Source organism: Micromonospora sp. IBHARD004 (genome assembly GCF_052814115.1).
In genome coordinates this window covers 5,510,609-5,523,027 of the sequence record NZ_CP199934.1, presented here as the reverse complement: position 1 = coordinate 5,523,027, position 12,419 = coordinate 5,510,609, and the positions used below count along the sequence as shown (strand labels likewise).

The 12,419-nt window shown below is 75.5% G+C and carries 10 protein-coding genes; 8 read left to right on the top strand and 2 right to left on the bottom strand.

Annotation, left to right across the window (positions count from 1 at the left end; genetic code table 11):
* The first annotated feature begins 43 nt into the window (after nucleotides 1-43).
* The 3 genes from ACTWO6_RS26855 to ACTWO6_RS26845 all read left to right on the top strand — a co-directional run bounded on the left by ACTWO6_RS26855 (nucleotide 44) and on the right by ACTWO6_RS26845 (nucleotide 3,444).
* The gene (locus tag ACTWO6_RS26855; RefSeq protein ID WP_446220778.1) at nucleotides 44-1,396 is read left to right on the top strand and encodes a M20/M25/M40 family metallo-hydrolase; all 1,353 of its coding nucleotides are present in this window, start codon (nucleotides 44-46) and stop codon (nucleotides 1,394-1,396) included.
* 78 nt (nucleotides 1,397-1,474) lie between these two features.
* Entirely contained in the window at nucleotides 1,475-1,681 is a 207-nt protein-coding gene (locus ACTWO6_RS26850; protein WP_446216535.1) for a hypothetical protein, read from the top strand.
* A 170-nt stretch (nucleotides 1,682-1,851) separates the two neighbouring features.
* Nucleotides 1,852-3,444, top strand: a complete 1,593-nt coding sequence (locus ACTWO6_RS26845) for an ATP-dependent DNA ligase (RefSeq protein ID WP_446216534.1) — start codon at nucleotides 1,852-1,854, stop codon at nucleotides 3,442-3,444.
* Between the two features lie 16 nt (nucleotides 3,445-3,460).
* Here ACTWO6_RS26845 and ACTWO6_RS26840 read toward each other — a convergent pair whose 3' ends face one another.
* Nucleotides 3,461-4,285 carry an SURF1 family cytochrome oxidase biogenesis protein gene (locus ACTWO6_RS26840; RefSeq protein WP_446216533.1) on the bottom strand — a complete coding sequence of 275 codons (825 nt, stop codon included), beginning with the start codon at nucleotides 4,283-4,285 and terminating at the stop codon, nucleotides 3,461-3,463.
* A 177-nt stretch (nucleotides 4,286-4,462) separates the two neighbouring features.
* On the opposite strand from ACTWO6_RS26840, the gene ACTWO6_RS26835 reads away from it, so the two are divergent.
* Nucleotides 4,463-5,839, top strand: coding sequence for a cobyrinate a,c-diamide synthase (locus ACTWO6_RS26835; protein WP_446216532.1), 1,377 nt, complete (start codon nucleotides 4,463-4,465; stop codon nucleotides 5,837-5,839).
* A complete protein-coding gene (locus ACTWO6_RS26830) occupies nucleotides 5,836-6,405 on the top strand; it encodes a GNAT family N-acetyltransferase (RefSeq protein WP_446216531.1) in 570 nt (189 codons plus the stop codon). The genes ACTWO6_RS26835 and ACTWO6_RS26830 overlap by 4 nt, the downstream gene beginning before the upstream one ends.
* 148 nt (nucleotides 6,406-6,553) lie before the next feature.
* Here ACTWO6_RS26830 and ACTWO6_RS26825 read toward each other — a convergent pair whose 3' ends face one another.
* Nucleotides 6,554-8,686, bottom strand: coding sequence for a transglycosylase domain-containing protein (locus ACTWO6_RS26825; RefSeq protein ID WP_446216530.1), 2,133 nt, complete (start codon nucleotides 8,684-8,686; stop codon nucleotides 6,554-6,556).
* Nucleotides 8,687-8,819: 133 nt separating this feature from the next.
* On the opposite strand from ACTWO6_RS26825, the gene cobC reads away from it, so the two are divergent.
* From cobC to cobA, 3 genes are read left to right on the top strand one after another with little or no spacing between them, the layout of a single operon-like run.
* Entirely contained in the window at nucleotides 8,820-10,004 is a 1,185-nt protein-coding gene (gene cobC / locus ACTWO6_RS26820; protein WP_446216529.1) for an Rv2231c family pyridoxal phosphate-dependent protein CobC, read from the top strand.
* A complete protein-coding gene (gene cobT / locus ACTWO6_RS26815; protein ID WP_446220777.1) occupies nucleotides 10,004-11,080 on the top strand; it encodes a nicotinate-nucleotide--dimethylbenzimidazole phosphoribosyltransferase in 1,077 nt (358 codons plus the stop codon). The genes cobC and cobT overlap by 1 nt, the downstream gene beginning before the upstream one ends.
* Nucleotides 11,077-12,399, top strand: a complete 1,323-nt coding sequence (gene cobA, locus ACTWO6_RS26810) for a uroporphyrinogen-III C-methyltransferase (RefSeq protein WP_446216528.1) — start codon at nucleotides 11,077-11,079, stop codon at nucleotides 12,397-12,399. The genes cobT and cobA overlap by 4 nt, the downstream gene beginning before the upstream one ends.
* Nucleotides 12,400-12,419: the final 20 nt, after the last annotated feature.

The following is a 12,419-nucleotide window of genomic DNA, read 5'->3' as shown; positions in this document are numbered from 1 at the left end:
CGGGTAAGGCCGGCATACGATGCCGGTCATGACCACACCGATCATGTCCGAGTCCGAGGTGCGGGCCGCCGTCGAGCGTGAACTGCCCGGAGTCCGTGCCGACCTCGAACGTCTCGTCCGCATACCGGGCATCGCCTTCGAGGGCTTCGACCACTCGCACGTCGAGCGATCGGCCGAGGCGGTGGCCGAGCTGCTGCGCGGCTGCGACCTCGACGTCAAGATCGTGCGCTCCGGCGGTCAGCCGGCGGTGATCGGAAAGAAGGCCGCCCCGCCCGGCGCGCCCACCGTGCTGCTCTACGCCCACCACGACGTGCAGCCGGTCGGCGATCGCTTGCTGTGGTTGTCGGACCCGTTCGAGCCGGTCGAGCGGGACGGCCGCCTGTACGGTCGGGGCGCCGCCGACGACAAGGCCGGCATCATGGCGCACGTCGCGGCGCTGCGCGCGTTCGGCGACCGCCTGCCGGTCGGCGTGGTCCTCTTCATCGAGGGCGAGGAGGAGTACGGCTCCGACTCGCTGGAGCGGCTGCTCGAGGAGCACCGCGAGGAGATCGCCTCGGACGTCATCGTGATCGCCGATTCCGGCAACTGGGACATCGGCGTGCCGGCGCTGACCACCTCGCTGCGCGGCATCGTCAACTGCTTCGTCGAGGTCCGCACCCTGGAGCACGCGGTGCACAGCGGGATGTTCGGCGGCGCGGTGCCGGACGCGCTGACCGCGCTGGTCCGGCTGCTGGCCACCCTGCACGACGACGCCGGGGACGTGGCCGTCGCCGGGCTGGTCGGCCGGGAGGGCGCCAGCGTCGACTACCCGGAGGACCGGATCCGGGTCGAGGCCGGCCTGGCCGAGGGTGTGCAGTTCATCGGTACCGGCCGGATCACCGACCGGCTCTGGACCAAGCCGGCCCTCGCCGTGCTCGGCGTGGACGCGCCCGCCACCGGCGAGGCGCCGAACGCGCTGGTCCCGTCCGCGAAGGCCAAGCTGAGCGTACGGCTGGCGCCGGGCGACGACCCGAAGAAGGCGTACGCGGCGCTCCGCGCCCACCTGGAGGAGCACGCGCCGTGGGGCGCGCGGGTGACGGTGACCTTCGAGCACGACGGCGATCCCTGTGTCATCGACGCCTCCGGGCCGATGTTCGACGCGGCCCGTTCGGCCTTCAAGGGCGCCTGGGACGGCACCGACCCGGTGGACATCGGCGTCGGCGGGTCGATCCCCTTCATCGCCACCTTCCAGGAGATGTTCCCGCAGGCGGCGATCCTGGTGACCGGTGTGGAGGACCCGCACGCCCGGGCGCACGGGCCGAACGAGAGCCTGCACCTGGGCGAGTTCGCCCGGGTCTGCCTGGCCGAGGCGCTGCTGCTGGCGAAGGTCGCCGAAGCGGGCACCAACCGGAGCTGAGGTGTCGGAACCGTAACTTCGGGGCCGATGTCGGAGTTTGGGGTGTGTCGGGCGCGGGGGTGTTATAGCCTTTCGAACATGCGTACGAACGACGAGATGGCGCGGCTCCAGGCCGCGGTGAGTGCTCTGGGGGACGTCGACGTCTCCGCGTGGCCCGAGGACACGCTCAAGGATCAGCTCGGCGAGCTCTCCGCCGTGCTGGTCGCCCTCGACACGCTGCTCACCCGGGTCGCCGAAGAGGTCCGCGCCCGCGGCATGCGGATCGAGGAGCCCGTCTCGGCCTGACCGGCACGGGCTCCTCGTCGCGTCGCACCGGTGACGAGCCGGGCAGGCAGCTCTGGGCCTCCCGCTCACGAGTCGGCCGGGTCGCGCGCGGGATCCGCAGCCGGGCCGGGTGGCGCGCGGGATCCGTCGCCCGGCCGGGAAACGCCGCGGCGTCGGGGGTGGCTGGCAGGATGGGATCCGTGCGGTTCCTCGACCTGGCGGCCACCTCCGCCGCGGTGGGCGCCACCAGCGGCCGGCGGGCCAAGGTGGAGCTGCTCGCCGCCGCGCTCCGGTCGCTCGACCCGCCCGAGGTGCCGGCCGGTTCCGGCTACCTCGCCGGCGAGCTGCGCCAACGGCAGACGGGCGTGGGCTGGGCCAGCCTGCGTGACCTGCCGCCGCCGGCCGCCGAGCCCACGCTGACCGTGGCCGGGGTCGACGCGGCGATCGACGAGATCGCGTCGGTGCGCGGCGCCGGCTCGCAGGCCCGTCGCCGGGAGCTGGTCGGCCGGCTCTTCGCCGCGGCCACCGCCGACGAGCAGCGGATGCTGGTCGGCCTGTTCAGCGGCGAGCTGCGGCAGGGCGCCCAGGCCGGGCTGCTCGTCGAGGCGGTCGCCCGGGCCGCCGAGGTGCCCCTGCCGGCCGTACGCCGGGCGTTGCTGCTCGCCGGTGACCTGCGGGCCGTCGCGGTGGCCGCGCTCTCCGGCGGCGCGGCCGCGCTGGCCGGCTTCGGTCTCCAGGTCGGCCGCCCGCTGGCCCCGATGCTGGCGCAGAGCGCCCCCTCGGTGGACGAGGCGCTCACCGCGACCGGCGTCCCGGCGGTGGTCGACGTCAAGCTGGACGGCATCCGGATCCAGGTGCACCGGTCCGGCCAGGACATCGCGGTCTTCACCCGCAGCCTGGACGAGATCACCTCCCGGCTGCCCGAGGTGGTCGCCGCCGTGCGCGCGCTGCCCGCCCGGGAGCTGGTCCTCGACGGCGAGGCGATCGGGCTGGACGCCACCGGCCGCCCGCTGCCCTTCCAGCAGACCTCCAGCCGGGCCGCTCGCCGCACCACCCCGAGCACCACCGGCGGCGCCCCGGTCGCGCCGGCCGTGCTGGCCGCCGCCGAGACCACCGGCGAGACGGTGCTGACGCCGTACTTCTTCGACCTGCTGCACCTCGACGGCGCGGATCTGATCGACCTGCCGGGCCGGGAGCGCTGGGCCGCGCTGGCCGGCGCGGTGGACCCGACGCTGCAGGTCGGCCGGGTGGAGGTGGACGGGCCCGAGCAGGCCGGCGCGGCGTTCGCCGCCGCGCTCGACGCCGGTCAGGAGGGGGTGGTGGTCAAGGACCCGGCGGCCCCCTACGACGCGGGCCGGCGCGGGTCGGCCTGGGTCAAGGTCAAGCCCCGGCACACCCTCGACCTGGTGGTGCTGGCGGTGGAGTGGGGGAGCGGGCGCCGGCAGGGCTGGCTCTCCAACCTGCACCTGGGCGCCCGGGAGCCGCGTACCGGCGAGTTCGTGATGCTCGGCAAGACGTTCAAGGGGCTCACCGACGAGCTGCTGCGCTGGCAGACCGAGCGGTTCCTCGGCCTGGCGGTGGAGAAGGGCGACTGGGTGGTCCGGGTGCGCCCCGAGCAGGTCGTCGAGATCGCGTTCGACGGGGTGCAGACCAGCAGCCGCTACCCGGGCGGGATGGCGCTGCGGTTCGCCCGGGTGGTCCGTTACCGGGACGACAAGACCGCGGCGGAGGCCGACACCATCGACGCGGTGCGGGCAATCCACGCCGGCCGGGTCACCGGCTGAGCGGGAGTGCGCCCGGTCAGACCGACGCGCTCGGCGCCGGTTCGGCCGCCCGGTCGATCGGCGGGCGGGGCTTGTCCAGCCCGGCCGCCCGGCGCGCCTCCCGGCGGGCGACCCAGCCGTAGCCGACGAGGCTCATGCCGGCGAAGAGCCACCACTGCACCACGTAGCCGAAGTTCTGCCAGTTGTTGGTGTGCCCGATCGGCACCGTCTGGAAGGCCGGGTCGGCGGCCGGGGTCTGCTGGTCGAGCAGCAGGTAACCGCCGTGGATCGGGTAGGGCAGCTCCCGGGCGAGCCGGCTGACGCCGATCCGCCGGGTCTCCAGCTTGCCGTCGCGCCGGTCCACCGCGCCCGCGCCGCTCTCGCTGGCCACCACCCGGCCGGCGACGGTCACCTCGCCGGTGGGCGCGGCCGGCACCTGCGGCTGGGCGGTGGCGCCGGCGCCGGGCGCCGGCGGGATCCAGCCCCGGTCCACCAGCACGGCCGTGCCGTCGGCGAGCACCAGCGGGGTGAGCACCTCGAAGCCGACCGTGTTGTCGACCGTCCGGCCGCGGACCAGGACCACGTTCGCGGGGTCGTACCGGCCGGTGGCGGTGGCCCGGGTCCAGGTGAGCCGGTCGGCGGGGGCGGGGCCGGCGCTGCCGGGCCCGCCGGTCGGGGCGGGCATCGCGTCGCGCAGCGGCGCGGGCGACATGGTCGCGCCGGCGTCGATCCGCTCGTTGATCGCCGTACGTCCCCGGTAGCGGTCCAGCTGCCAGTTGCCGAGGAACACCATCAGCGCGGCGGCGACCAGGGTCAGCGCGAGACAGCCCAGCCAGCGCGGGGTGAGCAGGAACCGGTACACGCATCGAGGCTACCCGTATGAGCGGGCCCACTGAGCTGCGCGGGCCCCGAACCGGCCGGTCGGCGGCCGTCGCCCGTCGGTCCGGCCGGGTATGGTCACGCGGGCGGACCGCGCGACCGGTCCGCCGCCGCGCACCACCCCCACCACGTACGTCCGGTCGCCTGCGAGGAGTCGATGATGACCGTCGTGCCGCGCGTCGTGTTGAGCGCGCCCTCCTCGGGGCACGGCACCAGCGCCCTCTCCCTCGGGCTGCTCGCCGCGCTGGCGGACCGGGGGCTCGACGTGGCCGGCTTCAAGATCGGGCCGGACCAGGTCGACGCGGCGTACCTGGGGCTGGCCGCCGGCCGCCCGGGGCGCAACCTGGACCCCCGGCTGGTCGGCCCGGAGCGGATCGCCCCGCTCTTCGCGCACGGCTCCGCGGGGGCCGGGCTCGCGGTGGTGCAGGGCACCATGGGGCTCTACGACTCGGTCGCCGGCCGGCCGGAGACCGAGTCCACGGCGGCGGTCGCCGGCGCGCTGCGCAGCCCGGTCGTGCTGATGGTGGACGTGGCCGCGATGGGGCAGTCGGTGGCCGCCCTGGTGCACGGCTTCCGGGCGTACGACGAGCAGCTCTGGCTCGGCGGCGTGATCCTCAACCGGGTGGCCTCGCCCCGGCACGAGGCGATGCTCCGCGAGGCCCTCGACGACATCGGCGTGCCGGTCTACGGCGCGCTGCGCCGGCACGAGCTGCCCCCGGTGCTGCCGGCCCGCCGGCACGGCCTGGTCCCCGCGGTCGCGCGGGACGGCGAGGCGGTCCGCGCGGTACGCCGGCTGGGCGAGGCGGTCGCCGCCACCGTCGACCTGGACCGGCTGCTGGTGCTGGCCCGCTCGGCGCCGGAGCTGACCGTCGACCCCTGGTCGCCGGAGCCGGTGGCGGGGGCGCCGGCCGGGCCGCGTCCGCTGGTCGCGCTCGCCGGTGGCCCGGGCGGCAGCTACAGCCACCCGGAGACGGCCGAGCTGCTCCGCGCCGCCGGCGCCGAGGTGGTCACGGTCGACCCGCTGCGCGACGAGGCCCTGCCCGCCGGCACCCGCGCGCTGGTCGTCGGCGGCGGGCTTCCCGAGTCGTACGCGGACGAGCTGTCGGCCAACCGCCGGCTCTGCATCGCCGTGGCCGAGCTGGCCCGCACCGGCCGCCCGGTGATCGCCGAGGGCACCGGCCTGCTCTGGCTGGCCCGGGAGCTGGACGGGCTGCCGATGTGCGGGGTGCTCGACGCGATCGGCGCGAGCCGGGACGGCATGGTGATCGGCTACCGGGAGGCGACCGCCCGGACGGAGGGCGTGGTGGCCGCCGCCGGCACGGTGGTGGTCGGGCACAAGCAGCACGCCGCGGTGCTCACCCCGCGGGCCGGCGAGCGGCCGGCGTGGAGCTGGGACGGCGGCGCGCCGGAGGGCTTCGTCTGGCGGGGCGTGCACGCCTCGCAGCTCGTCCCGCACTGGGCCGCGTACCCGGAGATCGCCGCGCGGCTGGTGGCCGCCGCGGCGGTGGAGCCGGCGACGGCGGAGGCCCCGGCGTGATCGGACAGGTGGCGGTGCGCCGCTTCCCGGCGCTGACCGTCTCCACCCCGCGCACCGAGGTCCGGCAGCTCACCGCGGCCGACGCCGAGGCGGTCGACGAGATCTTCGCGGACCGGCGGACCCAGCGCTGGTTGCCGCTGGCGGAGGCCTCGGGGCGGATCGAGGGGCGGGCCTGGTGCACGGAGCTGGCCCGGCAGCGCCGGGACAGCGGCGACGGCGACCACTACGGGGTGCTGCGCCGGGAGGACCAGCGGGTGGTGGGCTGCCTGTGGACCCGCCGCACCGACTGGGGCGCGCGGTTGACCGAGGTGTCCTACGCGATCGCGCCGCACGCCCGGGGCTACGGGCTGGCCGCCGAGGCGGTGGACGCGCTGGCCATCGCGTTGATCCTGGAGCACGGCTTCCAGCGGGTCGAGCTGCGGGTCGCGCCGGGGAACGTGGCGTCCCGCCGGGTGGCCGAGAAGGCCGGCTTCAGCTACGAGGGCCTGCTGCGCAACGCCGGCTTCGTCCGCGGCGCCCGCGTGGACCTCGAACTCTGGTCCTTCGTGTCCGCCGACCTCCGCTGACCCGGCCCGCCCCGGCGCGGCCCCGGGCCCCACACAGTTGATCAAGAGGTTCGCGTCGGGGATCGCCAGCGATCCGAACGCAAACCTCTTGATCAACTAACCCGGGCGCACCCCCGGGCGGTCCAGTGGTGGGTGGTCGGCGGCGCGGTCAGCCGACGATCTGGTCGGACGGCGGGGTGAACTGGCGGGTGGGCTGGCCCTTGAGCGCGTCGCGCAGGGTCTCGGCCACCGCGCCGATCGGGACCTGCGACTGACCGTCACCCACCGCGTTGAACGGGTTGTCCGGGTCGGCGATGAAGCTCGCCGCCGCCAGCTCCGGGGTGTACCCGACGAACCAGGCGGACCGGGTGCTGTCCGTGGTACCCGTCTTGCCGGCCACCGGGCGGCCCACCGTGCCCCGGACGCTGTCGGCGGTCGACCAGCCGCCGCAGCCCCCCTTCGCCGGGGTGTCGCCGGTCGGGCAGCGGGCCGCGTCGGTGGCGGCCCGCGCCGCGTCGGCGCTGACCACCTGCCGGCAGCGCGGCTTGGCGATCTCCCGCTGCACCCCGCCGGGCGTGGAGTACGTGGCCGGCGTCCCGTCCCGGTTCAGGATCGAGTTCACCGGGATGGCCTCGCAGTACCGACCGTCGGCGGCGATCGCGGCGTACGCGTTCGCCATCTCCAGCGGGGTGGCGTCGGAGACGCCTAGGGTGAACGCGCCCCACTGCTTCGCCTTTGTCGGGGACGCATGGTCCCGGTCCACGTCGGTACGCCAGCGCAGCCCGAGCTGTTCGGCGAGGCGGACGCCCTTGTCCGCGCCGATCTGCTCCTCCATCCACACCCAGTACGTGTTCACCGACTTGCCGAAGGCGGACCACATGGTCTGCTGACCGCTCATCGCGCCGCTGGCGTTCGTCGGCTGCCAGTCGTTGTAGACACGCGACCTGTACCGGTACGGGGCGTTGAACTCGGTGGACAGCGTCTTGCCCGAGTTGAGCGCGGCCAGCATCGGGAACATCTTGAACGTCGATCCCGCCTGGTAGCCAGGGAGCGAGCCCCCGCCGAGCAGCGGGGCGACCGTGTTCGGGTAGTTCGCCTTGACCTTAGGCCCGGCCTCCGGGTTGGAGCTGGATGGGTTCTCGCTCAGGTCCAGCGAGTAGTTCCGGTTCACCGCCATCGCCTTGATCCGGCCGGTGCCCGGTTCGGCGACCACGATCCCGTTGGCGAACGGGCTGCCGGTGTTCTCCTTGGCCCCGACGTTCTTCTCGGCCGCGTCCTGGATCTTCGGGTCGATGGCCAGCACGATCCGGTATCCGCCGCGACGCAGTTTGTCCATCCGTTCCAGCCGGTTCTCGCCGAACGCCGGCTGCGCGCTCCACCAGTTCTTCAGGTAGTCGCAGTAGAAGCCCCAACGGGTGTGCTTGTCGTCGATCGAGGCGCAGTCGTTCGGCGGGTTGGTGAGCTTGATCCGGATCGGTTCTGCCTTCGCGGCGGCGGCGGCGTCGGGTGACATGTAGCCGAGGCGGGTCATGTTGTCCAGCACGTAGTTGCGCCGGCCGGTGGCGTCCTTCTGGTCCGAGGTGATCGGGTCGTACTCGGAGGGGGACTTGACCAGGCCGGCCAGGGTGGCCGCCTCGACCGGGGTGAGGGTGGCCGGGGTCTTGGAGAAGAAGATCTGCGCGGCGGCGTAGATCCCGTATGCCCGGTGGCCGAAGTAGGCCGAGTTGAGGTAGCGCTCGAGGATCTGCTCCTTGCTCAGCTCCTTCTCCACGTCCAGCGCCATCCGCATCTCCTTGACCTTGCGCAGGCTGGTCTGCTGGGTGGCCTCCTGGACCTCCTTCGGGGTGCTGGCGCTGTCCCGCAGGGCCATCCGGACGTACTGCATGGTCAGCGTGGAGGCGCCCTGGGAGACGCCGTTGGAGCGGGCGTTCGCGACGAACGCCCGGGCCACGCCCTTCGGGTCGACGCCGCGATGCTGGTAGAAGCGGTTGTCCTCGGCGGCGACGATCGCCTGCTGGATGTTCGCCGACATGTCCGAGATCTTCGTGTACTGCCGGTATTCCTCGTAGAACATCGTCAGCACGGTCTTGCCGTCCGGCGCGTACAGGTACGACGTCTCGGCGGGCAGCGCGGTCTTCAGGATGCTCGTCTTCTGCTCCACTGCGTGCGCGGTGGCCTTGGCGCCGATGCCGGTGAAGGCGGCCAACGGGTACGCCACGGCGGCGACCACGATGCCGGCGATCAGCCCGGCGCGGAGGAGGGGAACGGCACGACCAGCGGAGGCAAGGGGTCGGTTGCTCACCTGGTCAAGCTATGACATTTCCGATTCGGAAATGAGAAGAATTCATAAACGGGCGAGCGGGTGGAGGGGTGGTGACGCGGCCCACGTCGGGATCCGCTGTCCCGCACGGCAGCTTCCCGGCAGGATCGCGGACATGCGCGCTGAGCTGATCGGGACGCCCGGCCCCGGAACGGATCCGGCCCCCGGGCCGAGCGTTGACGGGGTCGCTCCCGCCCGGGCCCCGGAGGCCGCCGGAGCGCCGTCGCCGGCCGGGGCGGGCCGGGCCGCCGGGCCCGAGCCGGACCTCGCGCACCACGGCGACGTCGAGGCCACCCCCGGCCTGGTCGACCTCGCCGTCAACGTCCGCCGCGACCCGATGCCGGACTGGCTGGCCGACCCGGTGGTCGCGTCGCTGGCCGACCTGGCCGCCTACCCGGACCCCGGGCCGGCCCGCGCGGCCGTCGCGGCCCGGCACGGCCGTCCCCCGGAAGAGGTACTCCTCACCGCCGGCGCCGCCGAGGCCTTCGTCCTGATCGCCCAGGGGCTGCGCGACGCCCGCCGACCGGTGGTGGTGCACCCGCAGTTCACCGAGCCGGAGGCCGCGTTGCGGGCCGCCGGGCACGCCGTCGAACGGGTGCTGCTCGACCCGGCCGACGGCTTCCGGCTCGACCCGGCCCGGGTGCCCGCCGACGCCGACCTGGTGATGGTCGGCAACCCCACCAACCCCACCTCAGTGCTGCATCCGGCCGCCGCGCTGGCCGCGCTGGCCCGGCCGGGCCGGGTGCTGGTGGTCGACGAGGCCTTCGCCGACACCACGCTCGCCCCCGGCGTCGACGGCGAGCCGGAGTCCCTCGCGGGCCGCCGCGACCTGCCCGGCCTGCTCGTGGTGCGCAGCCTGACCAAGACCTGGGGGCTGGCCGGCCTGCGGATCGGCTACCTGCTCGGCGAGGCCGGGCTGCTCGCCCGCCTCGCCGCCGCCCAGCCGCTCTGGGCGGTCTCCACCCCGGCGCTCGCCGCCGCGACCGCCTGCGCGTCGCCGAACGCCGTCGCGGCCGAGCGCGCCATCGCCGCGCGGCTCGCCGCCGACCGCGACCACCTGGTGGCCCGCCTGTGCGGCCTGCCCGGCGTACGCGTCGCGGGCCACCCGGCCAGCGCCTTCGTGCTGATCCACCGGCCCGGCGCCGACCGGGTCCGCGAACGGCTGCGCGAGCGCGGCTGGGCGGTCCGCCGGGGCGACAGCTTCCCCGGGCTCGGCCCGGACTGGCTGCGGATCGCGGTGCGCGACCAGGCCACCACCGACGCGTTCACCGAGGTAATGGCGGAAATCCTGGAGGCATGATGTTGGAGTCCACTGTTGCGGCGATCGGCCCGCTGGACGAGGCGGCGATGGCGGCCGCCCGCGACCTCCAGGGCCGGCTGACCAAGCCCGCCGGCTCGCTCGGCGCCCTGGAACCCCTCTCGGTACGCCTCGCCGGGCTGGCCGGGAGCTGCCCGCCGCCGCTGCCGGAGCCGGCCGCGGTGGCGATCTTCGCCGGCGACCACGGGGTGCACGCCCAGGGGGTCACCCCCTGGCCGCAGGAGGTCACCGCCCAGATGATCGGCAACTTCCTGGCCGGCGGGGCGGTGGTGAACGCGTTCGCCCGGCAGGCCGGCGCCTCGGTGACCGTGGTGGACGTCGGCGTGGCCACCCCGCTGCCGGTGGACCCGGCCGAGGTCGCCGGCCCGGCCGGACCCCGGCTGGTGGCCGCGAACGTCCGACCCGGCACCCGGGACATGACGGTCGGCGCCGCGCTCACCCGGGACGAGGCGCGGGCGGCGGTGGAGACCGGCATCCGGGTCGCCGGCGAGCTGATCGACGCCGGGGCGGGCATCCTGCTGACCGGGGACATGGGCATCGGCAACACCACGCCGGCCGCCGCGCTGATCGCCGCCTTCGCCGGGGTCGACCCGGCGGCGGCGACCGGTCGCGGGACCGGGGTGGACGACGAGACGTACCGGCGGAAGGTCGGGGTGGTGCGGGCCGCGCTCGACCGGCACGCGCCCGACCCGGCCGACCCCCTGGGCGTGCTGGCCGCGGTCGGTGGGCTGGAGCACGCCGCGCTGGCCGGGCTGATCCTGGGGGCCGCCGCCCGCCGGGTCCCGGTGCTGCTGGACGGCGTGATCGCGGTCAGCGCCGCGCTCGCCGCCGCCGCGTTCGCCCCGGACGCGGTCGGGGCGATGGTCGCCGGGCACCGCTCCGCCGAGCCGGGGGCCACCGCGGCGCTCCGGCACCTGGGCCTCGACCCGCTGATCGACCTCGGGCTGCGCCTCGGCGAGGGGACCGGGGCGCTGCTCGCGCTGCCGGTCGTCACCGGCGCGGTCCGGGTGCTGCACGAGGTGGCCACCTTCGACTCGGCCGGGGTGGCCGAGAAGTGAGTGGGAACCCGTACCCCCTCGGCCTGCGGCTCGCCCGCCGGCGCGTGGTCGTGGTGGGCGGGGGAGCGGTGGCCACCCGGCGGGTGCCGGCTCTGCTCGACGCCGGCGCGGACGTCCTGCTGGTCTCGCCGGAGCTGACCCCGGCGCTGCGCGCCCACGTCGACGCGGGCCGGCTGCGCTGGGAGCCGCGCCGCTTCGCCCCGGCCGACCTGGACGGCGCGTGGCTGGTCCAGGTCGCCGTCGACGACCGGGTGGCCGCCGCCGCGGTGAGCGCCGCCGCCGCCGAGCGCCGGATCTTCTGCGTACGCGCCGACGACCGCGCCGCCGCCACCGCGTGGACCCCGGCGGTGACCCGGCACGGACCGGTCACCGTCGCCGTGCTCGGCGGCGGCGACCCGCACCGCGCGATGGCCGTCCGCGACGCCGTCCGCGACCTGCTCAACGTCCGCACCGGCCTGGCACCCGCCGGCGGAACCGCGGCGGGACCGGCCGGGAGCCCGGGCGGCGGGCCGGCCGCGACCGGTCCGGAGGCGGCCCCGGGTTCGGGCGGGCGGGCGCCGGTGGCGGCCGGGGCGGCGCGGGGCGGGGGCGTCCCGGGTCGGGTGGCGCTGGTGGGCGCCGGACCGGGCGATCCTGAGCTGATCACGGTGAAGGGGTGGCGGCTGCTGACCGAGGCGGACGTGGTGGTCGCCGACCGGCTGGTGCCCGGGCTGCTCCTCGACGAGCTGCGCCCCGACGTCGAGCTGGTGGACGCTTCCAAGATCCCCTACGGCCCGTCCCGGGCCCAGGAGGAGATCAACCGGATCCTGGTGGAGCGCGCGCTGGCCGGGAAGTTCGTGGTCCGGCTCAAGGGCGGCGACCCGTACGTCTTCGGCCGCGGCGGCGAGGAGCTGCTCGCCTGCGCCGAGGCCGGCGTGCCGGTTACCGTGGTGCCCGGGGTGACCAGCTCGATCGCCGTACCCGCGGTGGCCGGCATTCCGGTCACCCACCGGGCCGTGGCGCACGAGTTCACGGTGGTCTCCGGGCACGTCGCGCCGGACTCGCCGGCTTCGCTGGTGAACTGGGAGGCCCTCGCCGCGCTGCGCGGAACCCTGGTCATCCTGATGGGCCTGAAGAACCTGGCGGCGATCACCGCCACCCTGGTCCGACACGGCAAGGACCCGGCCACGCCCGCCGCCGTGGTCCAGGAGGGCACCACGGGCGCCCAGCGCAGCCTCCGGTCGACGCTGGACGCGGTCGCCGCCGACGTGGCCGCGGCGGGCCTGCGCCCGCCCGCCATCGTGGTGATCGGCGACGTGGTGGGCGCCCTCGACGTCTGATCGACCCCACGACGCCGATG